Source organism: Rhodococcus sp. 24CO, assembly GCF_050586165.1.
GTDB lineage: Bacteria > Actinomycetota > Actinomycetes > Mycobacteriales > Mycobacteriaceae > Rhodococcus_F.
On sequence record NZ_JAZFNF010000001.1, the window covers coordinates 328,620 to 354,419 of the forward strand.

Consider the following 25,800-nt stretch of genomic DNA (forward strand, 5'->3'; position numbering starts at 1 on the left):
AGAAATGCACCGGCCGCAACCGATCACCGAAACGAAAGATGCACTCATGCCGCGCCTGAAACCACCCATTGCACTTCTTGTGCTGACGCTGGCCGTCACGGCCTTCCTCGCAGCCTGCGCGTCACCCACATCGACACCAGATGTCGCCTCGATCTCGACGCCGCCCGCTCCGCCGTCCTCTGCCTACGAACCCGAGGCCACTGCGCTCCTGACAGACGACGACGTGGCCGCGATCCTGCAGTCCGGCCGCGACCGAAGCCAAGCCATGGTGGAAAAGAACGTCGCGAGGCTCGACCAACTTCTCGCCGACAGCTTCACCGCCATCCACATCGACGGCTACGAGCAACCCAAAGCAGAATGGCTCGCTCGAATCACATCCGGTGACATGGCCTACCACCACGTGGAAGAAATGTCGGCAGCCGTCGCCCTCGACGGCGAGACCGCAGTACTCACTGCTCGGAACCTCGTTACCGCCACCATCAACGGTGCGAACGGAACGTGGCCTCTTGAATCCACCACACGCTATGCCAAGGAGAACGGCACTTGGGTGGCCACCGAGTCTCGATCCAGCACTTTCTGAGCGGACCATTTCAATGGGCAATTACCAGTATCGCGCTTGTCATGCACTGGCGGAATAACAAATGACCGTTGCGTTAGACATTCGTCGGTAACGCCATGGGGCAAGGATCTCAGTCAGTTCGGACCCGACGTCGCCCAGGACGGACGCCATACGGCTTCCGGGAGCGGTGTGAGGTTTCCGACGTGCTTGATGATCGCAGCTAGTGCAGGGTGTGGATTCACAGTGCGGTGAATGAGCGAAAGCGGATATGCGAGAGTTGGATTCACGATCGGAATACGGCGCAGGTCGTAGGTCGTCGGCCAGATGTAGCGGTCGCGCGCACCGACGAGAGTGGCCACGTCTGCGGAGTCCGCGAGGGTCTCGAGAAGGACTTCGTCGCCGAAGTGCGGGCCGGTGGCGTCGATGCGTAAGTCGAATTCGGTGGCGAGCTGATCGTAGAACTCTCCCCATTCGGTGCGGGGCGCGATACCCGGCACCCAGATCCGGTGCCGGCGCAGCTGAGGTGGTGTCAGTGCTCGCGAGGCAGCGAGTGGATGTCTTGGGCCGACAAGGAGTTCCAATGGGGAGTCGAAAGCGTGGATCATGCGTACGTCGCGCGGCAACATCGTCGGATCTGTCAGGGTGCGGAACGTGGCGTCGACCTCGCCCGCTTCGACGGCGGCGACCGCCACGCGTGGGTCGTTGACCCTGAGAGTCACTACGTCGAGATTGATTTCGGGATGTGACCGCCAATAATCATGCAGAATCACAGCCTGCGCGCTTCGCAGGCCGAGAACGTCGATTCGAAGTGCCCGCGAACCCGGTCGGACAGCGGTGATCGCGCGCTCGACTCCCGTGACGATGCTCCGCGCGTGCGGGAGAAACGCTTGACCATCAAGTGTCAGCTCGACTCCCCGGGCGGTACGGGTGAACAACTGAACTTCGAGTTCGCGCTCCAGCGCAGCGATCCGCTTCGACACGGCTTGCTGCGTCACACCCAGCTCGTTGGCTGCATGTTGCAGCTGTCCGAGCTCTGCCGCCCGTACGAATGATCGCACTGCTTCGGTATCCATCAACCCAGCCTATTCACGCACAACCAATCGCTGTGGCTCGCCGAGGGCCGGTTGTTTGATCCTGCGTCGGTGCCGCTGGTGTGATTCAGGTCGACATCGGCGTTGCGAAGGGGACTTGTGTGCGGGTGCAGTTGGGAAACAGTTTCGGCTGGCTGTGGACGGCCTACGCCATCAGCACGTACGGCACGTGGCTTGCTTTCGGAGCGTTTCCCCTGATTGCTGTTCAAGTGCTGCACTCATCGGCATTCGCAGTCGCGCTCCTGGGAGCCGCCGGACTTGCCGTTGCCGCGATCGTGGCGTTCCCGCTCGGGCCGTGGGTCGAGCGCAAGGCAAAACGGCCGGTGATGATCGCGACGGACCTGGCCCGATTCTTCGCAATGATGAGTATTCCGATTGCGTATTTCTTCGACATCCTGACCTTTGGACAACTGCTGGTTGTCTCCGTCGTCTCCGGAACCGCAGGTATCGTCTTTTCCTCCGCTTCCGGCGCATACCTGAAACACCTTGTCCGCAGCGATCACCTCCTTGTCGCAAACGGAAGGTTCGAAGGTACGAGTTGGGTGGCAACCGCTGCGGGACCGCCCCTTGGCGGCGCGCTCATCGGGCTGCTCGGTCCAGTCGTCACAGTCGCGGCCGACGCCTTCAGCTTTCTGCTGTCCGCTCTCGGGGTTCTCCGCATTCGTGGCGACGACGTCGAGGCGGCTAGAGGCGCGCCCACCAGTGTGTGCGCCACCGACCTGTTGAACGGCTGGCGGTACATTCGAGGCGACCGCGTCCTACGACGTCTGTTTCTCAATTCCGTTGCGGTCAGTGGTCTGATCATGGCAACCAGCCCACTCTTGTCCGTCCTGCTTCTCGGTCAATACCATTTCGCTGCTTGGCAATACGGTCTTGCGTTCGGTATCCCTGCACTCGGGGGTTTCGCGGGTGCCCGCCTCTCCGCGCCACTCGCCGCTCGATATGGTCGCCACCGCGTCATGATCCTCTCCGGGTGGCTGCGCTCGATCTTCCCGCTCGGTCTCGCCTTCACCCAACCCGGCGTCGTCGGACTTATCACGGTGATTGTTGTTGAGGGCCTGTTGATCACATGCATGGGCATTTTCAACCCCATCAACGCGACAGAACGCTTGGAACGCACTTCTGTCGATCAGGCAGCGCAGGTCCTCACGACATGGAGTGTCAGCAGCAAACTCGCCCAGGCGACGCTCATGATGGTGTGGGGTGTGCTCGCGACACTCACCAGTCCGATGGTCGGGATCACGACGGCAGGCGTTCTCCTACTTGCCACCCCGCTCCTGTTGCCGAAACGGGCACAGATGACCGCACCCAAGGCTGGGGTATCGGAGAAAGGCGTCCAGGCAGGATGACTCACGCAAACGCGGCGTCCATGATTTAGAACAGGATTTCAGAATGTTTCAATGCGCGACGTGCCAGACGGTGTGAACTCGAGTCCTCACTGGCATTCAAATTGGCATGATAGCTGGAAATTTCGATGTTCTTGCTATGGACATCTACTCGACCACACTCTACGCTCAGGCTCACCAGTAGATAGAACACAGTTTCATTTTAGGAATTCGATTCGGTAGGTGATCGAAAGGTGGAGGAGTCGCAGGTATGACGTCGTACGAGGGCATTCCGATTATCGACACTCTCATCGGCTTCCGTGAAGCAGGTGGGCGTGAGTACGACTTCATCACCCAGCAGACCAAGGACAGGGAAAGTCAGGAGGCGTTCGAGTTTCCGGCCGAGTACATGTTCAAAGGCGTGCCCAAGGAATTGCCTACCGACGACCCGGTGTCGGTGACGCTGCATGAAATGGACAAACACGGTATCGAGATCGGCATGGTTACTGTGGCGACCGAGTCGGGTAGGACTGCAGTGCAAAGGTTCCCCGACCGTTTTGTGCCACAGGGTTCCGCCGTGGACCCCAATGACATCATGGGCACGCTGTCGACGATGACGCGTGAGTACGAGGAATTCGGCATCAGATCGGTGAGTTCGTTTGCCGCAGGCACTTTTCCGCAGGTGGCTCTCAACGCGCCCCAGATGTACCCCATCTACGCGAAGTGCGTCGAACTCGATATTCCGATCTTTGCGTGCGCCGGTATCGCAGGGCCGCGATTGAAATCTGCTGTACAGCATGTGGAACTGATCGACGACGTGATGTTCGATTTCCCTGATCTGGTCTTCGTCACCAGGCACGGCTGTGAACCGTGGGAGGAATTGGCGGTCAAGCTGATGCTCAAGTGGCCGAACTTGTACTACTCGACCTCGGCTTTCGCGCCGAAGCACTACCCCAAGGCCATAGTCGATTATGCAAATTCGCGTGGCGCCGACAAGATCATGTACGCGGGCTACTTTCCGGCCGGATTGACGTTGGACCGAATCTTCGTGGATATGCCACACGTGCCGTTCAACGAGGACGTGTGGCCGAAGTTCCTGCATCTGAACGCCCGCAAGGTTCTGAAGCTCGAGGAGTGATCACACGGTGACCGATGCATCTGCGGCCTTTCCGCTGAATCCAGACGACATGACGGCGTCCCAGCTCCAGCGTCGTAAGGCGCTCACCGACACTGTTATCGGGATGCTTGCCGATATGAGCCCGGACAAGGTCCAGATGCGGGAGGTTTCCGAACGGTCGGGCGTTGCGCTCGGAACGTTGTATCGCTACTTTCCCGCCAAGCAGCAACTCTTGGCGGCGTCGATCGTTGCTTGGAACGACATCCTCGCCGATCGACTTGCAGATGAACAATCGAGTGGACGTGCGCGGCGTGGCGGCCACGACGCAGTCCTCGATCGAGTTCTCGACCTGTATCGCCGCCAGATGAGGGCATTCCACCGCAGACCGCATTTTGCGCGGCTCGAGGTCGACATGCAGACTTCGGACGATCCGTACGTTCGGGACACGATGGACGAACGAGCCGCCGCCAACCGCTCGGTGATTTTCGGACTGATGGACGGAGTCCCGGCTGAGTTGGCTCGTCTGTCCTCGCTGACCATCGGCAGTGTGATGCTCAATTCGTTGATTTTGTGGACCACTGGTCGCATCGGCTATCCGGAGGCGCTGCGCAATGTGGAGGAGACCTGTCGACTGGTCTTGCGCGACTGCTCCTAGAGGTGTGTCGCTTACGGGATCGGGTCGGGTATCTGGGGAATCGGGTCCGGCGGATAGGGGTTGGGCGGCGTTGGAGTAGGGGGGACCGGCGGCGGTACGGGTTCCGGCGCTGGCGGGATTGGTTCAGGCACGGGGTTCGGCGGAACCGGATCGGGCCCGGTACCCGACGGGGTGTTGTACGCCAACGCGAAAGGATCGATCATGCCGGTCGTGTTCCCCAATACTCCGGTCGTCAACCCTGAGGTGGGTTTCGGGTTTCAGCGTTGGACTCGCCGGGTAGCTGATCGCTGGCAGCGCGAACAGCGGCACAACGAGAGGGCCTTGTGATGAGTGAGCATCCGCGCGAGCGAATCGAATACCCCGGGCACACCGGCGACATGAGTGAAGAACCCCGCGACGAGATGAACAGTTACGTCGGGCGGGGCCTGCTAGATGGCAAACGTGCGTTGATCACAGGTGGCGATTCCGGTATCGGAAGGGCCGTGGCTGTCGCATTTGCCAAGGAAGGGGCCGATGTCGCGATTGCCTATCTCGAAGAGGACGCCGACGCCCATCACACCGCAGCACTTGTTGCGCATCAAGGCAGAAATTGTCACCTGATGCGGGGCGACCTCGCAGATCCGTACCACTGCAATGATGTGGTCGGGCAGACGGTGGACGTGCTGGGAGGACTGAATATCCTCGTCAACAATGTTGCGTACCAACAACCTGTCGATGACTTTGTCGAGCTGTCGGACGAGCAATGGCGTCGGACGTTCGCCGTGAACATCGACAGCTATTTTCACGTCACCAAGGCGGCGGTGCCCCACCTCAGAGGCGGTGGGTCGATCATCAACACGGCGTCGATCAACGGCCTGCGCGGAAATAAGAGTTTGATCGATTACTCCGCGACCAAGGGGGCCGTCATCGCGCTGACGTACTCGCTGTCCCAGTCGTTGCGTGAGCGATCGATTCGGGTCAATTGTGTTGCCCCTGGCCCAGTATGGACGCCGCTGATACCGGCGACATTGGACAAGGACAAGGTCGAGTCTTTTGGTCAACAGGCTCCTTACGGGCGAGCCGCCCAGCCGGACGAGATCGCACCGTCTTACGTGTTCTTTGCCTCGGAAACGATGTCGTCTTACTACTCAGGAGAGGTGCTGGCACCGATCGGCGGAGAAACGCTGCCCGGTTGACAGTTTCCGATGATCGCCGACCGCAGGGAGCGGCGTCGGCTAGGTTAGTGGTGTGGGGGACACCAGGGGACCTGATCCGATTGTCGTCGAGTCGCAATCGGCGGAGCAGACCGGTAATTCGACGGTTCGGAAGCCGCGGCGGCGATTCTTTCGCGTATTGCGATGGATCTGCGTCGGCTTGCTCGCGATAGTTGTTGGTGCTGTTGCGATCTCGACAGTCAATCATCGGTGGCAAACTCCGCGGGACAAGCAAGCCATCGAGGCGCTGATCGGTCCCTCACATCGCTACGTCGATGTAGACGGACATCGGATGAGCGTTGCTGTTCAAGGCTCGGGCCCACGCACTATTGTTCTTATGCCCGGTTTGGGTACGCCTGAGCCGATCCTCGATTTTGCGCCCCTCGCGCGACGCCTGGCCGAGGCGAACACGGTGGTTACCGTCGAAAACTTCGGGTTGGGACTCAGTGACGGCACAGACGCACCGCGAACAAGCGAAGCAATCGTCGACGAGACCCGTTCTGCGCTGAGTGCCCTGGGGTTGAACGGCCCCTATGTTCTTATGCCACATTCCCTTTCCGGTCTCTATACGATGTGGTGGGCCACCAACCATCCTGACGAAGTAGCTGCAGTGGTAGGACTGGACGACGAGCGGTACACGTCCGAGCTTGCCGAAGGGGCGCCGGAGTGGCCGGGCTGGATGTCTACGGTCACAGCGCTCGGCGGGGTCCGGAACTTGATCTTCCTGGATACGCGTACCGACTATTTGGGGCTGGCGGCCGACTACCGCGAAAGTCTCGGCGATGCCGACGAATATACCCCTGAGCAGCAAGAACTCTATTTGCGTTCCTACTCGTGGGTGTTGAATTCGACGATGCTCGCCGAGACCGCTCACGAAGCCGAGAATGTACGGGGAGTCGAGGGCGCCACGCTCCCTTCGACGATGCCGGCCATGTCTATTCTCGCGTCGTCGTCACTCACAGCCGACCCGGAATGGGAGTCGTCGCACCGCGCCGCAATTACCAACCCGGCGATTCAACGCGTCGAAATCTTGGACGGCCACCACTACCTGTTCCACGCAAACGCATCCGAGATTGCCGAGATGACCCAGCAATTTCTGGATGAATACGTACAACCTCGGTGAGTATGCAGGTCGTGACTCCAAGTTCGGCCGCGCTCTACCGTTTCGCGAGTTCGGGGGTCGTTGTGAACCCGCGGTAGTTGTCGGCGGCGATTTGAGTGCAGAGGTTTCGATAGTTTCCGACGCCGCCGAGGTAGGGCATGAAGATTCTGGGTTTACCCGGAACGTTGGCGCCGAGATACCACGAATCCGCTTGCATGTAGAGACTTTCCGCGGCAATGGAGGTCACGTGGTCCACCCACTGCTCTTGAGCGGAAGGGATAGCTTCGGCGAACTGCGCGCCGACGCGACGCATGTGGTCGATGTAGTCCACGACCCACTCGACGTGCTGCTCGATCGAAACCACGACATTGGACAAGACCGAAGGGCTGCCAGGTCCGGTGAGGACAAACATGTTGGGGAAGCCCGCAACCGCGACGCCGAGGTATGTGCGTGGCCCAGCAGCCCAGACCTCGCGTAGTTCGGTGCCATCCCGCCCACGGATGTCGATGGCGTTCAGCGCCCCGGTCATGGCGTCGAATCCGGTGGCGTAGACGATCATGTCAAGTTCGTGCAGGCCTGCAGAGGTCTGGATTCCCTGGGGCACAATTCGCTCGATCGGTGCGGCGCGGAGGTCCGCTAGGGTGACGTTGGCGCGGTTGAAAGTTTCGTAATAATCGGTTCCGATGCACAGTCGCTTCGATCCCAATGGATACCCCTTGGGGCACAGTGCCTCTGCCGTAGTGGGATCTTCGACTGTTTCGCGGATCTTCGACCGTACAAATTCAGCGGCGGTCTCGTTGGCGTCGACGCTGATCATGATGTCGCCGAAGGTGTTCTGAAAGGCGATTCCGCCGCCGGCCCAGCGGTTCTCGTATTCCTTGTCGCGCACTTCCGGCGCGGTCTCGAGTGCCAGGCCGACGGGCGGCGGGAGAATCCAACCACCATGGGATTCGCGCAGATTCTGGCGGCGGGTGGGGTAGTCGGCCTTGATCTCGTCGAGTTCGTCGGGTCCGAGCGGGCGGTTGCGTGCGGGGATGACAAATCCCGGGGTTCGCTGGAATACGGTCAGGTGTTCGGCCTGCTCGGCGATGAGCGGGATCGCCTGTACCCCGGACGATCCGGTGCCGATGACGCCCACGCGCTTACCCGTGAACTCGACTCCGTCAGACGGCCAGTGCCCGGTGTGATGGACGTCGCCGCGGAAATCTTCCTGTCCAGCCACCTCCGGCAGTCGGGCGGATGAGAGTGCGCCAGTTGCCATGATGGCCCACCGGCTGGTGACAGCCATTCCGTCGTCAGTTGTGATCGTCCACAACCCCGTTGTCTCGTCGAAATGGGCTGATGTCACACGAGTTCCGAATGTGATCTCCCTGCGCAGGTCGAACCGATCGGCGACGTGCTCGAGATAGGAGAGGATCTCAGGCTGCGCGGGGAAGCGTTCTGTCCAGACCCATTCCTGTTGAAGGTCGTCGTCGAACGAATACGAGTAGTCGGCGCTGTCGACATCGCAGCGGGCGCCCGGGTAGCGGTTCCAGAACCAGGTTCCGCCGACGCTGTTACCTGCTTCGAACCCTCGAACGGACAGGCCTCGTTGTCGAAGGCTGTGCAGCGCATAGAGGCCGGCGAATCCGGCGCCCACGACAATTGCGTCGCAATCTGGAGTTTGTTGAGGGTTGTTCAGCATGGGGACTGCCTCGTTTCACGGTGTGGGGCGGGGACGACGGGATGTGCCAGTAGCATCAGTGCAGGCTGTGAGTACGCCGCACGCTGTTCGGATGTAATGGGAGGAATGCAAACGTGGACGCAGGGCCAAACGACAGGCCGGCTCAATTGGATCCCGCGTCGTTGCCCAAAGGTCAACAGGCGCGGCGCCAACACATCATCGATGTGGCCGGCGAGTTGTTGGTCGCGGACGAGTTCGAGCGCATCCAAATCCGCGATGTTGCAGAGGGTTCCGGCGTTGCGCTCGGAACGGTGTATCGGTATTTCACGTCCAAGGAGCACTTGTATGCGGCGGTGTTGCGGGACTGGTCTGCGATGGATCCGATCAAGCACGGAAACCCGGTTGATACGTCCCGCTCGCCCGCCGAGCGGATACGCGTGCGTCTGCACCACTCGGTCCGTCGGTTCGAGGAGTATCCAACTTTTCTTCGCCTGCAAAGCAGCCTCCGGCAGTCGACGGATCCGATTGTGTCCGAGATCTTTGCCGAGTTCTCCGATCAAGTGCTGACGTCGTATCGCGCGCAACTTGCCGATCTGCCTGCGGGCGACGCAGCGGACATCGTGTCGATTGTGACCGCTGTGTTGACTCATCAGTTGGTGCTTTTCGGTCTGGGACGCCAAGACGCCGCCGAGGTTCATCGACTGCTCGATCGCACTGTGGACTTGATCTTCTCGCCCGACGACACGGTCTGAGTGAAGGCGGCGTTCGACGCTCGTAGATGCAGTCGCACGCTGACTCGCGATTTTAATGTGACCGTTGTCATATTCACAGACTAGAGTTAGATTCTAGTTCATGACAAGCGGCGTACAGAAACGAAGTGAGTTGGATCCGGCATTTCAGGCCGTCGCCGACGCGGCGTCGGGGGCGGGGCTTCCGCCGATGGTTGAGCTGTCTGCGCCGCAAGCGCGTGAGCGGATACGAGGTGCACTGCTAGCCTGCGCGCCCGGACCTGAGGTGGCGTCGATCGAAACTCGTGCGGCGGGAGACGGCCTTTCGGTGCGGATCTATCGGCCGGTGCAGGTGACCAACGCTGGTACCGTCGTACATTTCCATGGCGGTGGGTGGGTCACAGGGGATTTCGATTACGCGGACCCGTTGTGCCGGCTGCTCGCCGAGACTGCTGGTGTCCCGGTAGTGAGCGTGGATTACCGGCTGGCACCGGAACACCCGTTCCCGGCCGCCGTGGATGACGCGTTGACGGTGCTGCGCTGGGTCGCTTCAGGATCCGAGGGGCTGGATCCATGGATTGTCGTCACGGGTGACAGTGCCGGCGGAAATCTCGCAGCGGTGAGCGCGCAATTGATGCGGTCCGATGATGCCGTCAACCTTGTGGGGCAGGTGCTCATCTATCCGGTCGTGGACGCCGATCTGACACGGGATTCGTATGTCGCCAACTCGGGAGTGTTCCTCGGTGCGCGGGAAATGGAATGGTTCTTCGATCATTACTGCCCCGACGTGGACGCTCGGACCTCGCCCGATCTCGCACCGATTCGTGCCGCGGACCTGTCCGGGCTGCCGCCGACCGTTGTCGTTGTCGGCGGACACGATCCGTTGCTGGACGAGGGCGTCGAGTACGCCGAGCGGTTGCGCGGCTCCGGGGTGCCCGTCGAGGTGCAGCACCACCCAACTCTGCCGCACGGATTTCTCCAGTTCACTGCCGTATCGGCTGCGGCGTCAGCGGCCGCAGAGGCAGTGGGAGCAGCAACGGCACGTCTATTCGAAGACGTTGCCCGACAGTCCGATTCGACGGAGGCGGTAGACCATGCATGATTTGGTGATTCGCGGCGGGACAGTTGTGGACGGAACGGGCAGTGCGCCGCGGCGGGCGGACGTGGCTGTCGACGGCAACACGATCACCGTCGTCGGTGAGGTACCCGAGGCAGGACGTCGTGAGATCGACGCGTCCGGAAAGCTGGTCACCCCCGGTTTTGTGGACATCCACACGCACTACGACGGACAGGTCACGTGGGACACGTTGCTGACACCGTCGTCGCTGCACGGCGTGACCACCGTGGTGATGGGCAATTGCGGTGTGGGTTTTGCGCCCGTCAAACCCGAGCAGCGCGACTGGCTGATCAGCTTGATGGAAGGCGTTGAGGACATTCCGGGAAGCGTTCTGGCTGAAGGGATGAGTTGGAATTGGGAGTCTTTTCCCGACTATCTCGATGCGATCGATACGCCGCATGCCATCGACTTTGCCGCCCAACTGCCACACGGCGCGCTTCGTACCTATGTGATGGGGGAGCGCGGAGGTGACCATCTGGCTCGGCCGACTGACGCCGAAATGGACCGGATGCGTGATCTTGTTGCCGAGGCAGTCGAGGCTGGTGCGCTTGGCTGGTCGACATCGCGTTCTGCTGTGCACAAGACGTCCGCCGGTGAGCCGACGCCCAGCCTGACAGCATCTCGGGAGGAGTTGACCGGGATGGCGCGGGGGCTGGCGAAGGCCGGGGCCGGTGTTATCGACTTCATCTCCGATTTCATGGATGAACCGGAGGAGATGGAGTTTGTCAGTGCAATAGTCGAGGCCGCGCAGCGACCGATGTCCGTGTCGATCGTCCAGAGTGACCGGGCGCCGGACAAGTGGAGATCATTGCTAGACGGTCTGGCGGAAGTGTCTGCGCAACAGAATGTTCCGATCACCGGCCAGGTGGCGCCGAGAGCTGTCGGAGTCATGCTCGGCTGGGAGCTGAGCTGGCATCCGTTCATGGCGTATCCCAGTTACGCGGCACTCGCTGATCTTTCTCGTGAGGAAAGAGTGGTGCAGCTCTCTCGCCCCGAGGTCAAAGCGGCGCTTCTTGCGGAGAACCCGGAAACGGAGAGTGAGTTCGTCCAGAAACTGTCGACTCGTTTCGAGAGCGTTTACCTTCTCGGTGATCCACCCAACTATGAACCGGGACCGAATGATTCGGTTGCCGCCCTTGCCGATCGTTCCGGTGTGTCACCGGTCGAGGTTGCCTACGACGCGATGATGGCGCAAGGCGGGCGGGGTCTGCTGTATTTCCCGATGCTCAACTACGCAGGCGGGAATCTGGACGCGGTCCGCGAGATGCTCGCTCGGCCGGATACCGTCCCGGCGCTTGGCGACGGCGGCGCGCACTGCGGCGCCATCTGTGACGCGAGCTTCCCGACAACACTGCTCACGCACTGGGGTCGTGACCACCGGAATCCCGAATTGTTGTTTCCCGTCGAGTGGTTGATCAAGCGGCACACCGTCGACACCGCAGCCGTGGTTGGTCTACTTGACCGCGGTCAGGTACTGCCGGGATACCGGGCAGACCTGAACGTGATCGATTTCGACCGTTTGCAGGCTGATCACCCGGAAGTGCTGTACGACTTACCAACCGGAGGTCGTCGGCTGATGCAGACCGCCACCGGCTATGTTGCAACTGTCGTCGCGGGTGAAGTTGTCTTCGAGGAGGGCGAGCACACCGGCGCCCTACCCGGACGTCTGGTGCGGGGCGCTCGGCCGATTCCCGAATCAATCACGCGCTGAACGGTATATCCTCCCGAACACCCTAGGAAAGAAGGTCTAGATGCGCCGTAGTTCATTCGCTCGTGCCGCGACCACATTCACCGCGTTGGCGGCGGCGACAGTGCTTGTTGCCGGCTGCGCCGGAGGCGGGTCGGGTTCGGAGACCGATACGTCGGACGTGACCACCGGACTGGTCGGCGAACAGGGGGACGGCGGTGAGCCGACGTCCGGTGGAACACTGTCCTTTGCGACGTACAACGGCGTCAGCAGCCTCGATCCAGCCGACCGACAGGACGGCGGCGCGACCGGCGGCAACGAGATGGCCGCGATCTACGACCTCCTCGTGCGGTACGACCCCGAGACCAAGGCTTTCGAACCACAACTCGCGCAATCGCTCGAAGCCAACGGCGACAACAGCGTGTGGACGTTGACGCTTCGCGACGGAGCTAAGTTCAGCGACGGGACACCGGTGGACGGCGCCGCGGTGTTGTGGAGCATCAACCACTACCTGGAGAAGAAGGGGACCCACACGCAGGTGTGGAAGGCGACCGTTGCCGACGTACAGTCACCCGATCCGGCTACCGTCGTCTTCACGCTCAAGCAGCCGTGGAACGAGTTTCCGATCATGTTCACCACCGGCCCCGGGATGATCGTGGCACCGTCGTCGATGATAACAGGGACCTTCGCACCGATCGGAGCGGGCCCCTTCGTTGTCGAGAAGTTCGCCTCGCAGGATGAATTGGTGCTCGCCGCCAACCCCGGGTACTGGAACGGCAAGCCGAATCTCGACAAATTGCGCTTCCCGGCGATAGTCAGTGAGCAGGCCAAACTCGACGCCCTGCACACCGGTGGTGTCCAGGCGGCATACCTACGAGGCGCGGAGGTTGTTCACAACGCTCTGAGTGCGGGAGACGTGGGATACGTCTACACCGTGAATATGGGTGGTGTCGGCAACATCAATCAGCGTGAGGGACGCGCGGCGTCCGACGTCCGGGTTCGTAAGGCGATCGTGGCGGCATTCAACCCCGATACGTTCAACGAGAGGGTCGAAGCCGGCTACGGAATGCCGGGCAGCGATATGTTCCAGTCGTGGTCGCGGTGGCACGGATCCGTCGCCGGGAACGGGTACGACCCCGAGGCTGCAAAGAAGTTCCTCGACGAAGCAAAGGCAGACGGATACGACGGCAAGCTCACCTATGTGGGCTTGAACGACCCGGCAACTCAGCGGAGTGCGCTGGCGTTCCAGGCAATGCTGCAGGCCGTCGGATTCACGGTCGAGATCGTGTACACGACCAGCATCAACGACCTCGTGAAAACCATGTACGCCCAACATGATTACGACATCGGGTATGCCGGATTCAACGTGCTCGACGAATCGCCGTTCGTCCGGATGTACGGCAACCTGTACAGCGAATCGTCGTCGAATGTGATCGGGTACAAGAACGCGACCATGGATTCCCTTCTGATCGAGATGCAATCGGCGCCGACCGATGAGGACCGCACGAAAGTGATCGAGGAAATCCAGACTCTGGTCAACGAAACGGCCCCCATGCTGGTCGTCAACACGGGTAAGTATTTCATTCCGTGGAGCAAGAACGTCTACGGAATCACGCCTAGTGCCGACGGCATCATGCTGTTCGGAAACGCGTGGATCACACCTGATTCGACGTCGTAAAGAGGCAGCGAGATGCGGGGCCGCTCGGTGGGGAATCCACTGGGCGGCCCCGCCGACATGTCTGGGGCGTCAGGTATCCCGGTTTCTTTCGGGTACGAAGAGTGTTCACCCGTTCGGGGTGATGTTCGTCTTGCTGAATCTCGGGAAACTGTTCACACGTTATTCTGCCGATGAAGGGGACATCATGACTGCTCCGAACCATGCTCCGGCGAACCATCCTGTGCGACAGGGCTTTGCGATTGGGACTACGGTAGCGGCGGCTGCGCTGCTCCTCGTCGCAGGTGTGGTCGCTCTCCTGCAAGGTATCGCCGCTCTCGCCGACAACGATCTCCTGGTGGTCGGAACCAACTACGCGTTCAAATTCGACGTCACGACGTGGGGTTGGATCCACATCATTCTTGGAATCATCGGCATTGTGGTGTCGTTGGGGCTGTTCGTGGGACAGACGTGGGCCCGTGGGATGGCATTTGTCATCGCAGCACTCTCGATCGTGGCGAACTTCTTGTGGTTGCCGTACTACCCACTGTGGTCGATCGTGATCATTGCGCTCGATGTTGTGGTGATCTGGGCAGTCGCGACCTGGCGGCCCGACGCTACAAAAACGATCTGATCAGCGCCTGATACGTCGAAGCCGCTGGCACCCGACGGTGTCCAGCGGCTTCGTCGTGTCAGGTGCCCGTCTTGCGCCGCTCGGCAATTGGCCGCTCGGTGGGAAGGTTATCGAGCGGCCCCGTAGGCTTCCGGCGGATGTCAGCGCCAATAGCCAGGAGTCGTCAGTGAGCATCGAAGTTCCGCCCCACCCGCCGCGGCGAGTGCCGATTCTCGGCGACATCATCGGGCTGGATCCCGTCAAGCCGATGCAGAACACGGCACGGATTCTGGCGTCGCTGGGTCCGATTTACCAGCGTCGAATTCTGACAATGCGATTGAGCTTCATCGGTGGCGTCGACCTGGCCGAGGATGTGAACGACGAAAAGCGCTGGCAGAAGAACCTTGCCCGGCCGCTACGGCAGCTACGCCCGATTTCGGGTGACGGATTGTTCACGGCCGAAAACGACGAACCCAACTGGGCCACAGCTCACGCGGTCTTGATGCCCGGCTTCACCCAAGCGGCGATGCGCAGCTATCACGACACCATGCTCGATGTCGTCAAGGAGATGGTTGCCGCCTGGGATCATGCCGACGCCCCTGTCGATGTATCCGAGGAAATGAGCAAACTGACCCTAGAGACAATCGGCAGAGCAGGATTCGGCTATCGATTCAATTCCTACGATCGCGACGACGTCGATCCGTTTGTGACGGCGATGCTCGGAGCGCTGGAATACATTCAGCAGAAAGGGCTTCCGATACCAGGGCGGGCGTTGCTCGACCGCAGACGCCGACGTCGCCACGGCGCCGACGTGCAGTACTTGAATTCGGTGGTCGATCGGGTTATCGAAGATCGCCAAGTAAGCAGTGCCGATCGACCTGACCTCCTGACGTTGATGCTCGAGTCAGCCGACCCGGACACTGGGGAGAGACTCGATCCGGTCAACATCCGATACCAGATTTTGACCTTTCTTGTTGCCGGTCACGAGACCTCAGCCGGCGCTTTGTCCTTCGCGCTGTGGCTGTTGTCCCAGCATCCTGAGGAGGCCGCGAAGGCTCGCGCTGAGGTTGACGCGTTGTGGCCGTCCCGGGAGATTCCGGCCGTCGAGTTCGACCAGGTGGGCAAGCTGCGCGCGGTGCGGCGAGTGCTCGACGAAACAATTCGCCTGTGGCCGACGGCTCCGGGGTATTTCCGCGAAGCCAAGGAAGACACTCTCCTCGGTGGGAAATACGCCTTCAAGAAGGGCGACTGGGTGATGGTTGTTCTGCAAAGAGTCCACCGCGACAAGGCCGTATGGGGCGCCGACGCAGACGAATTCCGCCCGGATCGCTTTCTGCCCGAACAGGTCAGGGCGCGGTCCGGTGCCGCGTACAAACCATTCGGCACCGGACCGCGCGCGTGCATCGGGCGGCAGTTCGCCTATCACGAGATGCTCATGGCACTCGCAGTGATCCTGCATCGTTACGAGTTCACAGCGGACCCGTCCTACGAACTCGAGGTCCAGGAGCAACTCACGATGCGTCCACGAGGATTTGCCTTGACGGTTACTCGTCGCTAGTACAGTTCAGGACTGGCCTGCGGTGTAATCGAGGACGATACGGCCGTCGATCTGGCCGGCTTCCATGTCAGTGAAGATGCTGTTGATGTCCTCGAGTTTCCGAAGCGAATAGGTGGGTTTGATGAGCCCCCGGGCGAAGAAGTCCACCGCTTCGGTCATGTCCTTACGGGTTCCGACGATCGATCCACGGACAGTCAATCCCAACAGCACTGTAGTGAAGATGTCGAGGGGGAATTTCTCCGGTGGGAGCCCGACCAGGGAGACGGTGCCGCCGCGGCGCAAACTGCCGACCGCTTGGGGGAAGGCGTGTGCATTGACGGCGGTGACCAGCGCTCCGTGCACTCCGCCGCCGGTGAGAGCGCTGATGGTTGCGGCAGGATCATCCACTGTGCTTGCGTTGACGGTGTGTTCGGCGCCGTGTTTGGTGGCGAGTTCCAGTTTGGCGTCGTCGACGTCGACGGCAACTACGCGGAGCCCCATCGCGACGGCATACTGCACCGCGATGTGTCCGAGGCCGCCGATTCCGGAGATCAGAACCCATTGCCCCGGTCGTGTGTCGGTGACTTTCAGGCCCTTGTAGACCGTGACGCCGGCGCACAGGATGGGGCCCACTGCGGAGAGATCAACGCCGGCGGGAATGATCGGCGCATAGCGGGAGTCGACGAGCATGTACTCACCAAAGGAACCGTCAACCGAGTAGCCACCGTTCTTCTGGTTGGGGCACAAGGTTTCCCACCCGGTTTCGCAGTACTCGCATTCACCGCACGCGCTCCACAGCCAGGCGTTTCCGACAGTGTCTCCGGCGCTGATCCGGGTAACCGATTCGCCAACCGAGATGACCGTCCCGACGCCTTCGTGGCCGGGGACAAACGGTGGCGACGGTTTGACCGGCCAATCGCCGTGCGCTGCATGTAAATCGGTGTGGCAGACACCGGAATACTCGACGCGAACCAAAGCCTCGAAGGGGCCTGGTTCCGGAACTTCGATATCGTCGATCGTCAACGGTTCGGTGAACGAATGTACAACCGCAGCTTTCATGGTGCCCATATCTGCACTACTCCTCGCATCAGTCGACCACTACACAGGACGGAGAGTTGTCGCCACGTTGCAGAGTGGCGTGCGTCCGTCTCCATCATGGCCCTTTGCAGTCCGATGTGCGTAGGTTCGAAGGAGAATCCCTGTGCACAACACTGTGGCATGACTGCGAAACACGCCTGCTGAGACTGTTAGCGGTGTACAGCCATGCCTTACAACGGTTTCAAGTATCGCTGGGGATCAGTTGCCGGCAATGCCGTTCCGTCCCGGTCAGCGGACGGGGCGCTCTCGCTCCCCGAGCGGGCTCTGCACTATGACAGGCAGCCATTACACATGATGAGGTAGGAGAGCAATGGACATCGCGAAGTACGGGCCGTGGGCAGTAATTGCAGGTGGATCGGAAGGCGTGGGAGCGGAATTTGCCACCCAGTTGGCCGATCAAGGTTTCAACTTGGTGCTCTTGGCGCGCAAGGAAGGTCCACTCGAGGAAGTAGCTGATGCCAGCCGCGCTCGAGGCGTCGAGGTTCGCACGCTGTCGGTCGATCTCTTGGCTCCGGATGCACTTGATCGCATTCGGCAGATAACAGATGACATCGACGTCGGCTTGTTCATTTACAACGCGGGTGCCAACACTTACGGTCACGAATTTGCCACCGGCGATCTCACGCGATTTCAGTCCGTCATCGATCTGAACATCACCAGTCAACTGCTGCTCGTCCACCACTTCGGAGGCCGGCTGAGGGAACGCGGACGTGGTGGGATCTTGTTGGTGGGCTCGCTGAGCGGCTATCTGGGCTCGGCCCAGATCAGCATCTATTCGGCGGTGAAATCTTTCTGCAGAACTTTCGCCGAAGGGCTGTGGCTCGAGATGCAAGACCATGGTGTGGATGTACTCGAATTGGTTCTCGGCCTCACTCGAACCCCGGCTATGGCCCGCGCAGGTTTGAACATGGACACGCCGGGCCTTCGCATCTCGGACCCCCGCGATGTTGCCGCCCAAGGGCTTGCGAATATCGCCAACGGTCCCGTCGTGGTGGTGAAAGAGCACGAACAGGCGGCAATCAGAAATAGCGGCCACAATCGGGCCGAGTTGCTTCTGGCGTCCCAAGCTGCGGCACGAAAGCTGCTTCCCCCGCCAACGGTCTAACCGCGGTTCATATCCGAACTTCTTGTGCTCCTTGTGGAAAGGATTCATCAGATGTCATATCGTCCCACAGGCTTGCGTGGAGCGGCGCGAACATGTGTTGCGCTCGCAGCGGCTGGTTCGTTCGTGCTAGCCGGCGCGAGCGCTGCTATCGCTGAACCGATTGCCTTACCGTTTTCGGGATCGACGGAACTCGGCTCGAGTGCGCCGTCCACCGTCGTGACACCCCGACTCTCGTCGATAGACAATTTTCGCGATGTGGCAGGTCGGGAAGCCGGTTACATCGGAACCGGCGGCCTGCATGTGCGCCAGGGAGTGTTCTACCGCGCCAACGCGATTACCCCGAGCGCCGAAGACCTCGCGACACTCGAGTCGCTGCATGTGACCGCGGTGTACGACCTGCGGACCGAGGGCGAGATCGCGGCGAACCCGAACACTCTGCCCGGCGGCGTTCGATACGAGAAGGTACAGGTCCTCGCGGCTGATCCGAGCGGTGACGTCGCATCCATCACCACGAAAGAGCAAGCGCTGGCGTATGTCCAGTCCGGTTACCGGTCGACCGTCAGTGATTCCGTCTCTCGTGCCGGATACGGTGAGCTGTTGACCGAGCTCGCAAATACTCCGGGTGCGCAGATTTTCCACTGCACCGCAGGTAAGGACCGCACCGGCTGGGCATCGGCGCTGCTGTTGAGCATTGCGGGAGTATCGCGAGAGACGATCATGGAGGACTATCTGCTCACCAACGAGTACTCCGCGGCGTCAATCGACGCCAAGGTGGCTCGTATTGCTGCGGCAAAGGGTCCGGAGTACGCCGAGGTTTACCGGCTGCTCCTCGGCGTCGATGCCAGTTATCTGCAGGCCGCGTTCGACGAACTGGACAACAATTACGAATCCTTCGACAGCTATCTCGTCGACGGACTCGGCTTGGATGTGGCAACGATCATCAAGCTGAAACTCAAGCTTCTCGTCTGAGTTTGCGCGAGAGGAATTGAAAGCGCTGGGCGCGTGACCGATGTGATTGGTCACGCGTCCAGCAGTTTTATGTCGAATGCCGGGACTACTGGTGTAGTCGCAGACCTGCTATCTTGAACGTCGTTCAAGTATCTGAAGGAGTGGGCATGTCAAGTCTCGAGGGCGCCCAGGCGTCGCCGGTCGGCATTCAAGCAAGGGAAATGGCTCAGATCGCGGTGTTCGCGGCGCTGATCGCTGCATTGGGTCTGCCCGGCGCTATCTCGATCGGTATCAGCGGCGTGCCTATCACGCTGCAGACGCTCGGAGTTATTCTCGCCGGTGCGATCCTCGGTGCACGGAAAGGTGTTGCGGCAGTTGCCGTCTTCATGGCACTGACACTGATGGGATTGCCACTGCTGTCAGGCGGACGCACCGGACTCACTGCCCTCGCTGGACCTAGTGCCGGCTACCTGATCGGCTGGATTCCCGCGGTACTGTGCATCGGCTGGCTCACTGCCAGGATCTTGCCGAAGTATCCGCTTGTGCTGGGTATTTTGATCAACGCGTTTGGCGGAATTGTTGTCGTGTATCTGTTCGGCACGGCAGGGCTCATCCTGCGAACCGACATGGGTGTCGGTGCGGCACTGAGTACCAACGTGGCATTTATCCCCGGCGATGCGTTGAAGGTGGTTGTCGCGAGTGTTGTCGCCAAGGGGGTACACCGAGCATATCCGGGACTGATTCGTCGGTGATCGGAGCACTCGGGGGACACGGCGACCAGTGGGCGCTCGATCTCGGCGGCACAGTTCTCACCTATGCCGAACTTGACGCCGCCATCGAGCGATCGCCTCAGGCTGCCGTGTGTGACGCGTCGGCGCTGCCGGTGCTGGACGCGCTGATCTGCATCTTTGCTGCCGCGCGGCGTGGAACAGCGGTGATCGTGGAGGATCCGGCGACGCGACCCGAGCGCGGCGAAATCGATCCGTCGTCGTTCCTGCTTGTTGCCACGTCGGGTTCCAGTGGCCGGCCACGTCCGCTGGCCAGGACAGCGGCGTCGTGGTTCGACAGCTTCCCCGAGTTCACCACCATCACCGGCATCGAGGCACATGATCGAGTGCTGATCACCGGGCCGCTCCACGCAACGATGCATCTGTTCGGCGCTGTTCACGCACTGTGGCGAGGCGCGTGTGTCACCGACGACCCAACGGAGGCGACGGTTGTACACGCGGTTCCCGCCGTGTTGCGACGCGTTGTGCACGAGGCGCCGCGGTTGCGGACCGCTGTTGTTGCCGGGACAATGTTGGACGACGGCGCCCAGGCCGCAGCGTCGGGGATTGAGATAGTCGAATACTACGGCGCTGCAGAGCTTTCCATTGTCGCTGCCCGGCGAGTGCCTGAAGCGATGCGTCTACTCGACAGCGTCGACGCCGAGATTCGCGACGGCCTTCTGTATGTCCGTTCGCCGTATCGAGTGCTGGGCGCCCCGGAGTGGTTCGGTGTCGGGGACAGAGCGATCCTCGGATCGAACCGGGAGTTGGCGATTCTCGGGCGCGGGGAGTTTGCGATCAACGTCGGCGGAACCACCGTCATGGCCGAGGACGTCGAGCGAACCTTGGAGTCTGTGGACGGTGTCAAGGGCGCCGCCGTAATCGGTTCGCCGCATTCGGTTCTCGGAGAGACCATCACGGCTGTGATCGAGCACGACGACGCCGTCACTCTCCATGCAATTCGCGCGCAGGCGCGTGCGTTGTTGGCACGAGAAGCTATGCCGAGTCGCTGGATCACCGTCGACGAACTGCCACGTACCGGTAGTGGCAAAGTCGCTCGCGGACGCGTGAAAGAGTTGCACTCATGAATTCCGCTCCTGTTCTGGTGGCCGCACGGCGAAGCCCGATCGGTAATGCAGGCCATGGATTTGCAGACCTGACCACGACGGACCTCGCCGCCCCGGTACTGACGGAAGTGCATGCTGCGCTACGTCGATCCGGTATCGAGGCCGACGTCGACGACGTTATTCTCGGAAACTGCATGGGCCCCGGCGGCAATCCCGCGCGTATCTCAGCACTTGCGGCTGGGCTTGGTTTTTCGATTCCAGGTGTCACCGTCGACCGGCAATGCGGTTCTGGTCTCGACGCCGTCATGCAGGCTGCGCTGCGCGTACGTAGCGGAAACGACAACCTGATACTGGCCGGCGGCGTCGAATCCGCCAGTACCGCTCCGTGGCGATACTGGCCGCCTACTCAGAGCGGTGAACTGACGAGATACACCCGGGCGCCATTTGCTCCGCAGGGCTTTGCGGATCCCGATATGGGTTGCGCTGCAGATGATCTTGCACGTTTGCTCGGCATCAGCCGTGAGCGTCAGGATGCGTATGCAACTCGTTCACACACGCTAGCGGCTGCTACGGATTTCTCCTCCGAGATTGTGCCGATCAGCGGTATCGAAGCCGACCAGCGTATTCGTCGAGGCATGACCGAAGCGCGGTTGGCGAGGCTTCGTCCAAGTTTTGGGGTAGACGGCACAGCAACGGCCGGGAACTCGTGTGGCATCTCGGACGGAAGCGCAGTGCTGGCAGTGACGACAGAGTCACTCGCGCAGGGAATGCCGGCGCTCCGAATTCTCGGCACCGCTGTTGCCGGGTCCGATCCGGCATTGCCGGGACTCGGTCCGGTTCCCGCCATTCGCTCGCTGTTCGCAAAAACCGGAATCGGTGCGTCCGACCTGGGAATTGTCGAAATCACCGAGGCGTTTGCCTCCGTGGTTCTGGCAGTATCAGACGAACTCGGACTCGACGAATCCGTCATCTGTCCGCAGGGCGGGGCAATAGCAATGGGCCATCCGTGGGGCGCTTCGGGAGCTGTTCTGCTGGTGCGCTTGGCAAGTCAGATGCTCGCCGACGGCGGCCCGGAACTGGGGCTCGCAGCGTGCGCAATCGGCGGGGGACAGGGCATTGCGATGCTGGTCGAGCGTGTTTCGTGAAGCCGCAACGATGAGCGAACTTCTGGCGGAACGAATTGCTCACCGAGTTCGCAGCAATCCGTCGACGATCGCCGTTGTCTCGTCGCGCGAGGAGATCGATTACGCAGACTTCTGGGCGAGGGTATCTCGGGTCGCCGCGGGATTGGCGTCGATGAACCGAGTTGCGGTACTGCCGACCTCGGACGTCGAATCATTAGTGGTTGTCGCGGCTGCGATGCGGACGGGCACCAGTGTGGTGCTGTTGCATCGGCATCTTCTCGGGGCGCAGTTGGAGCGGGTGCTCGAACTATCTGTTCCCGGAGCAGTTGTCGCGGAATCGAAGCAGCACAGGCGGTTGCGCAGGCTGGGGTTCTCGGGTGAACTAGTCACCGCTGTTGATCTCGAAAGTACTGGGGCGTCCAATCAGGCGTCGGCTGACTCCGAACTGCTGATCGGTGTCACGTCAGGTACTACCGGCGAGCCGAAGCTCTTCGTCCGAAATCAGTTGTCCTGGGCGCGAACTCTCGATCGATCGGATGCGGTGTTCGACGTCGGTGTCGGAGATCGAGTGTCTGTACCGGGCGTCCTCGACCACACTCATTTTCTGTACGGAGCACTCCACGCGCTGACCCGCGGTGCCACTGTTGATCTTCGTGGCGCGGAGACAGCGGTGAAAGCCGGTGCAACCCATCTGTATTCGGTACCCACGATCGCCTGGGACCTCGTGCGGTCAGGCATTGGCCCTGTCGAATGTGTCCGCGAAGTGATCTCGTCGGCCGCCCGGTGGCCGCGCACCGGGCGGCAGGCGCTGCAGGAGATGCTGCCGAATGCTTCCTTGGTGCACTTCTACGGGGCATCGGAATTGAGTTTCGTCTCCTTTGATCGCGGGCTCGGTGACCTCGACGAGTTGTCGGCCGGAGAGTTGTTCGCCGGCGTCGAGGTCGAGATTCGCGACGGCCTTGTGCATGTGTGCAGTGACATGCTGTTCGACGGTTATCTCACCGAAACCGGGGTGATAGACGGGCCAGTTGACGGGTGGATGACTGTCGGTGACCGAGGGCACGTGGAGGCCAGGCGTTTGCGCTTGCTCGGTCGTGAGAGCGACATGCTGATCCGTGCTGGCCTCAAAGTGGAACCAGCGGCGGTCGAAGCGGCGTTGACCTCACTGCCGGGGATTGCCGAGGCCGCGTGCATCGGCGTGCCCGATGCGCGGATGGGGGAGGCTCCAGCGGTTGCCATCGTTGTCAGCGATGAAGGTTTGCACACCGACACGATTTGGCGGCATCTGCGAACAACCCTTCCTAGCCCAAGCATGCCGGTGCGGATCCTCCGGGTTGATCAGTTGCCGCGCACTCCGCGGGGAAAGCTCGATCGCTCTGCCCTTGCGATTACTCTCACGGATTCAGCAAGGTAAATCACACCGGGCTTCGGCAGTTTCGCGTGGCTGCAGCCTTGGATGTGGCAGACAATTTAGTCGTGCAAACGAAGCTGCAAGGAGTGGTCGACGAGCTTGCGGAGGTGCTTGCGCGTTCCGTGGTCATCAACGATGCGGACTACCGTCCCGTCGCCGCTAGTGCGCAAGGTGACGACATCGATCGAATTCGCGCGGAAAGCCTGTTGCGAAGATCGACGCCGGACGACGCCCGTCGTTATCTCGAGGGACTACGTGTCGACGATCTCCGGTATCCGATCACGGTCGATCTCTCCGGATTCGGTGCGCGCGAACGTCTTGCCGTGCCGATCCGTAGCGATGATCGGTTGTACGGAGTGCTGTGGCTCATCACCGGTGGTCTGCCGGCATTAACGAAATCCGATCTTTCCGCTGTCGACATCGCCGTGGACGCTGCACTGCCAATGTTGCTCTCGGACAGTGTAGGTACTGATGATTCGTACGGCCGCGAACGCAGTGACGGCTACCTCATGCGTCTGCTGTCTGACGACGTGTCAGTGCGGCGGCAAGCATTCACCGAAGGGCTCGGGCGTCACGCCTTTGTGCGCGGACCGGATACGGTCATTCGTGCGGTTCTCGTCGACGGCCAGGAAAACTCGATCGCGCTGAGCGTATTCGGGCGATGCCTCGACAGATCACGGGATTCGTCCGTTCGATTTCTGGGGTTGCGTGGTGACTGCCTGATCTTTGTCAGCCATGCGCGCGACGGTGCCGCGCTCGAGGAGAAGATCCGAGCCGAATCGGCGAACAAGGCGTTCGTCATTCGCAGCATCGGATCCGCAGCACACCATCACGACGACGATGATCTCCGAGTTGTAGCGGATCGGGCCGTGACAGCCGCGAAGACTGCCGCGGTATTGCCGGAGTTCGGAGCGCGAGCTGACTATTCGGAGCTCGGCAGCTGGATTCTGCTGCAGGCAGTGGGCGGTGATCGATCATTGCTTTCGTCGTTCTCTCCTGCCGCTTACGAACTGTGGGAACGCAGCGATGCGGTACAGCGGCAGACAGTCGAGACCTACCTCGATTGCGGCGGGCACGCCCAAGTTGCGTGCGAACAACTTCACATCCACCGCACGACGCTGTACTACCGACTCGAGAACATGCCAATCGCCGTGCGTGACGCGCTCGACGACGGTTTGGCTCGCAGTACATTGCACGTCACGCTCAAGCTGATCCGACTCTGGGAAGCGACGGGACGCCTGTAGATCGCGTCGTGTTCGACATTTGTAGGAAAAGATGTCGATCTTTGTCTCTGGTGTCGCCGGTGTGGGCATCCGTAGCGTCAGGGAGGTCGGGCAGCCGGCACATGGATGCTCGCAGATCTCCTTCCATCACACGAGAAAAGAGCACAGGATGCCGTACATCACCACCTCTGACGGAACCGAGATCTACTACACGGAGCAGGGCACCGGCCAACCCGTACTGCTGAGCCACGGGTGGCCACTGAGTTCTGACGCCTGGCAGGTCGAGCTCAAGTTGTTCGCGGATGCCGGGTACCGGGCTATTGCGCATGATCGTCGTGGCCACGGCCGCTCGTCGAAGACCTACACCGGCAACGACATGGATACGTACGCTCGCGACCTTGCCGAACTCGTTGAAACCCTGGACCTGAAAGAGCTTGTTCTCGTGGGTCATTCGACGGGTGGCGGTGAAGTTGTACGGTACGCCGCACAGCATGGAAAAGGCCGTGTGGCAAAGGTGATCACCGCCGGCGCCGTCCCGCCGATCATGGTCAAATCGGACGAGAATCCCGAAGGCACGCCCATCGAGGCGTTCGACGGAATCCGCGCCGGCGTGCTGAAAGACCGGTCCCAGTTCTACAAGGATCTGAGTGAGTCCTTCTACGGCGCAAATCGTGACGGCTCTGAGGTCTCGCAGGGCGCGAAGGACGACTTCTGGCGACAGGGGATGTTGGTGAACCTTGCAGCGGCCTATGACTGCGTCAAGGCCTTCTCGGAAACAGATCAGACCGCCGACCTCCAGGCGATCGACGTTCCGATGTTGATCGCGCACGGCGACGACGACCAGATCGTTCCCATCGCCGCTGCCGCCGAAAAGTCCGTCAAGCTCGTCAAGAACGGCACCCTCAAGGTGTACCCGGGAGCCCCGCACGGCATCTACGGCGCCTATCAGGATGCCCTTGACCAGGACATTCTCGCGTTCATCAAGGGCTAGCGTCCTGCGTTGGTGGTCCCGCACA

The 25,800-nt window shown here is 61.0% G+C and carries 24 protein-coding genes; 21 read left to right on the forward strand and 3 right to left on the reverse strand.

What is annotated here, in order from left to right:
• The first annotated feature begins 46 nt into the window (after window positions 1-46).
• Window positions 47-580 (forward strand): DUF4440 domain-containing protein, encoded by a 534-nt coding sequence (locus V2B23_RS01570; protein ID WP_430948707.1) that lies wholly within the window; start codon window positions 47-49, stop codon window positions 578-580.
• A gap of 113 nt (window positions 581-693) precedes the next feature.
• On the opposite strand, the gene V2B23_RS01575 is transcribed toward V2B23_RS01570, so the two are convergent.
• Window positions 694-1,632 carry a LysR family transcriptional regulator gene (locus V2B23_RS01575; RefSeq protein ID WP_430948708.1) on the reverse strand — a complete coding sequence of 313 codons (939 nt, stop codon included), beginning with the start codon at window positions 1,630-1,632 and terminating at the stop codon, window positions 694-696.
• Between the two features lie 119 nt (window positions 1,633-1,751).
• On the opposite strand from V2B23_RS01575, the gene V2B23_RS01580 reads away from it, so the two are divergent.
• The 6 genes from V2B23_RS01580 to V2B23_RS01605 all read left to right on the forward strand — a co-directional run bounded on the left by V2B23_RS01580 (window position 1,752) and on the right by V2B23_RS01605 (window position 7,063).
• Window positions 1,752-2,999 carry an MFS transporter gene (locus V2B23_RS01580; RefSeq protein ID WP_430948709.1) on the forward strand — a complete coding sequence of 416 codons (1,248 nt, stop codon included), beginning with the start codon at window positions 1,752-1,754 and terminating at the stop codon, window positions 2,997-2,999.
• Between the two features lie 247 nt (window positions 3,000-3,246).
• Complete coding sequence (locus tag V2B23_RS01585; protein ID WP_430948710.1) at window positions 3,247-4,113, forward strand: amidohydrolase family protein; 867 nt, start codon at window positions 3,247-3,249, stop codon at window positions 4,111-4,113.
• Window positions 4,114-4,162: 49 nt separating this feature from the next.
• A complete protein-coding gene (locus V2B23_RS01590) occupies window positions 4,163-4,747 on the forward strand; it encodes a TetR family transcriptional regulator (RefSeq protein ID WP_430949160.1) in 585 nt (194 codons plus the stop codon).
• Between the two features lie 201 nt (window positions 4,748-4,948).
• Complete coding sequence (locus V2B23_RS01595; RefSeq protein ID WP_430948711.1) at window positions 4,949-5,074, forward strand: hypothetical protein; 126 nt, start codon at window positions 4,949-4,951, stop codon at window positions 5,072-5,074.
• Window positions 5,074-5,922: an SDR family oxidoreductase gene (locus V2B23_RS01600; RefSeq protein WP_430948712.1), complete on the forward strand. Its 849-nt coding sequence runs from the start codon at window positions 5,074-5,076 to the stop codon at window positions 5,920-5,922. Before V2B23_RS01595 ends, V2B23_RS01600 begins: the two co-directional genes overlap by 1 nt.
• Window positions 5,923-5,974: 52 nt before the next feature.
• Window positions 5,975-7,063, forward strand: a complete 1,089-nt coding sequence (locus V2B23_RS01605; RefSeq protein ID WP_430948713.1) for an alpha/beta fold hydrolase — start codon at window positions 5,975-5,977, stop codon at window positions 7,061-7,063.
• 34 nt (window positions 7,064-7,097) lie between these two features.
• Here V2B23_RS01605 and V2B23_RS01610 read toward each other — a convergent pair whose 3' ends face one another.
• Window positions 7,098-8,726: a flavin-containing monooxygenase gene (locus tag V2B23_RS01610; RefSeq protein WP_430948714.1), complete on the reverse strand. Its 1,629-nt coding sequence runs from the start codon at window positions 8,724-8,726 to the stop codon at window positions 7,098-7,100.
• 113 nt (window positions 8,727-8,839) lie between these two features.
• Here V2B23_RS01610 and V2B23_RS01615 point away from each other — a divergent pair, with 113 nt between their 5' ends.
• The 6 genes from V2B23_RS01615 (at window position 8,840) to V2B23_RS01640 (ending at window position 16,062) form a co-directional block, all read left to right on the forward strand.
• Window positions 8,840-9,457: a TetR/AcrR family transcriptional regulator gene (locus V2B23_RS01615; RefSeq protein WP_430948715.1), complete on the forward strand. Its 618-nt coding sequence runs from the start codon at window positions 8,840-8,842 to the stop codon at window positions 9,455-9,457.
• Window positions 9,458-9,557: 100 nt separating this feature from the next.
• Window positions 9,558-10,535, forward strand: a complete 978-nt coding sequence (locus tag V2B23_RS01620) for an alpha/beta hydrolase (protein ID WP_430948716.1) — start codon at window positions 9,558-9,560, stop codon at window positions 10,533-10,535.
• On the forward strand, window positions 10,528-12,261 hold the full coding sequence (locus tag V2B23_RS01625) for an N-acyl-D-amino-acid deacylase family protein (protein WP_430948717.1): 1,734 nt from the start codon (window positions 10,528-10,530) through the stop codon (window positions 12,259-12,261). The genes V2B23_RS01620 and V2B23_RS01625 overlap by 8 nt, the downstream gene beginning before the upstream one ends.
• A gap of 40 nt (window positions 12,262-12,301) precedes the next feature.
• On the forward strand, window positions 12,302-13,915 hold the full coding sequence (locus V2B23_RS01630) for an ABC transporter substrate-binding protein (protein ID WP_430948718.1): 1,614 nt from the start codon (window positions 12,302-12,304) through the stop codon (window positions 13,913-13,915).
• A 184-nt stretch (window positions 13,916-14,099) separates the two neighbouring features.
• Entirely contained in the window at window positions 14,100-14,525 is a 426-nt protein-coding gene (locus V2B23_RS01635) for a DUF7144 family membrane protein (RefSeq protein WP_430948719.1), read from the forward strand.
• A gap of 166 nt (window positions 14,526-14,691) precedes the next feature.
• Window positions 14,692-16,062, forward strand: a complete 1,371-nt coding sequence (locus V2B23_RS01640) for a cytochrome P450 (RefSeq protein WP_430948720.1) — start codon at window positions 14,692-14,694, stop codon at window positions 16,060-16,062.
• Between the two features lie 6 nt (window positions 16,063-16,068).
• Here V2B23_RS01640 and adhP read toward each other — a convergent pair whose 3' ends face one another.
• Window positions 16,069-17,109, reverse strand: a complete 1,041-nt coding sequence (gene adhP / locus V2B23_RS01645) for an alcohol dehydrogenase AdhP (protein WP_430948721.1) — start codon at window positions 17,107-17,109, stop codon at window positions 16,069-16,071.
• A 340-nt stretch (window positions 17,110-17,449) separates the two neighbouring features.
• On the opposite strand from adhP, the gene V2B23_RS01650 reads away from it, so the two are divergent.
• The 8 genes from V2B23_RS01650 to V2B23_RS01685 all read left to right on the forward strand — a co-directional run bounded on the left by V2B23_RS01650 (window position 17,450) and on the right by V2B23_RS01685 (window position 25,775).
• Window positions 17,450-18,244 (forward strand): SDR family NAD(P)-dependent oxidoreductase, encoded by a 795-nt coding sequence (locus V2B23_RS01650; RefSeq protein WP_430948722.1) that lies wholly within the window; start codon window positions 17,450-17,452, stop codon window positions 18,242-18,244.
• A 51-nt stretch (window positions 18,245-18,295) separates the two neighbouring features.
• On the forward strand, window positions 18,296-19,213 hold the full coding sequence (locus V2B23_RS01655; RefSeq protein WP_430948723.1) for a tyrosine-protein phosphatase: 918 nt from the start codon (window positions 18,296-18,298) through the stop codon (window positions 19,211-19,213).
• A gap of 146 nt (window positions 19,214-19,359) precedes the next feature.
• Window positions 19,360-19,944: a biotin transporter BioY gene (locus V2B23_RS01660; RefSeq protein WP_430948724.1), complete on the forward strand. Its 585-nt coding sequence runs from the start codon at window positions 19,360-19,362 to the stop codon at window positions 19,942-19,944.
• A complete protein-coding gene (locus V2B23_RS01665) occupies window positions 19,941-21,047 on the forward strand; it encodes an AMP-binding enzyme (RefSeq protein WP_430948725.1) in 1,107 nt (368 codons plus the stop codon). Before V2B23_RS01660 ends, V2B23_RS01665 begins: the two co-directional genes overlap by 4 nt.
• Window positions 21,044-22,171, forward strand: coding sequence for a thiolase family protein (locus V2B23_RS01670; protein ID WP_430948726.1), 1,128 nt, complete (start codon window positions 21,044-21,046; stop codon window positions 22,169-22,171). The genes V2B23_RS01665 and V2B23_RS01670 overlap by 4 nt, the downstream gene beginning before the upstream one ends.
• A gap of 10 nt (window positions 22,172-22,181) precedes the next feature.
• Window positions 22,182-23,564, forward strand: coding sequence for an AMP-binding protein (locus V2B23_RS01675; RefSeq protein ID WP_430948727.1), 1,383 nt, complete (start codon window positions 22,182-22,184; stop codon window positions 23,562-23,564).
• 62 nt (window positions 23,565-23,626) lie between these two features.
• Window positions 23,627-24,805: a helix-turn-helix domain-containing protein gene (locus V2B23_RS01680; RefSeq protein WP_430948728.1), complete on the forward strand. Its 1,179-nt coding sequence runs from the start codon at window positions 23,627-23,629 to the stop codon at window positions 24,803-24,805.
• Between the two features lie 148 nt (window positions 24,806-24,953).
• Entirely contained in the window at window positions 24,954-25,775 is an 822-nt protein-coding gene (locus V2B23_RS01685; RefSeq protein ID WP_430948729.1) for an alpha/beta fold hydrolase, read from the forward strand.
• Window positions 25,776-25,800: the final 25 nt, after the last annotated feature.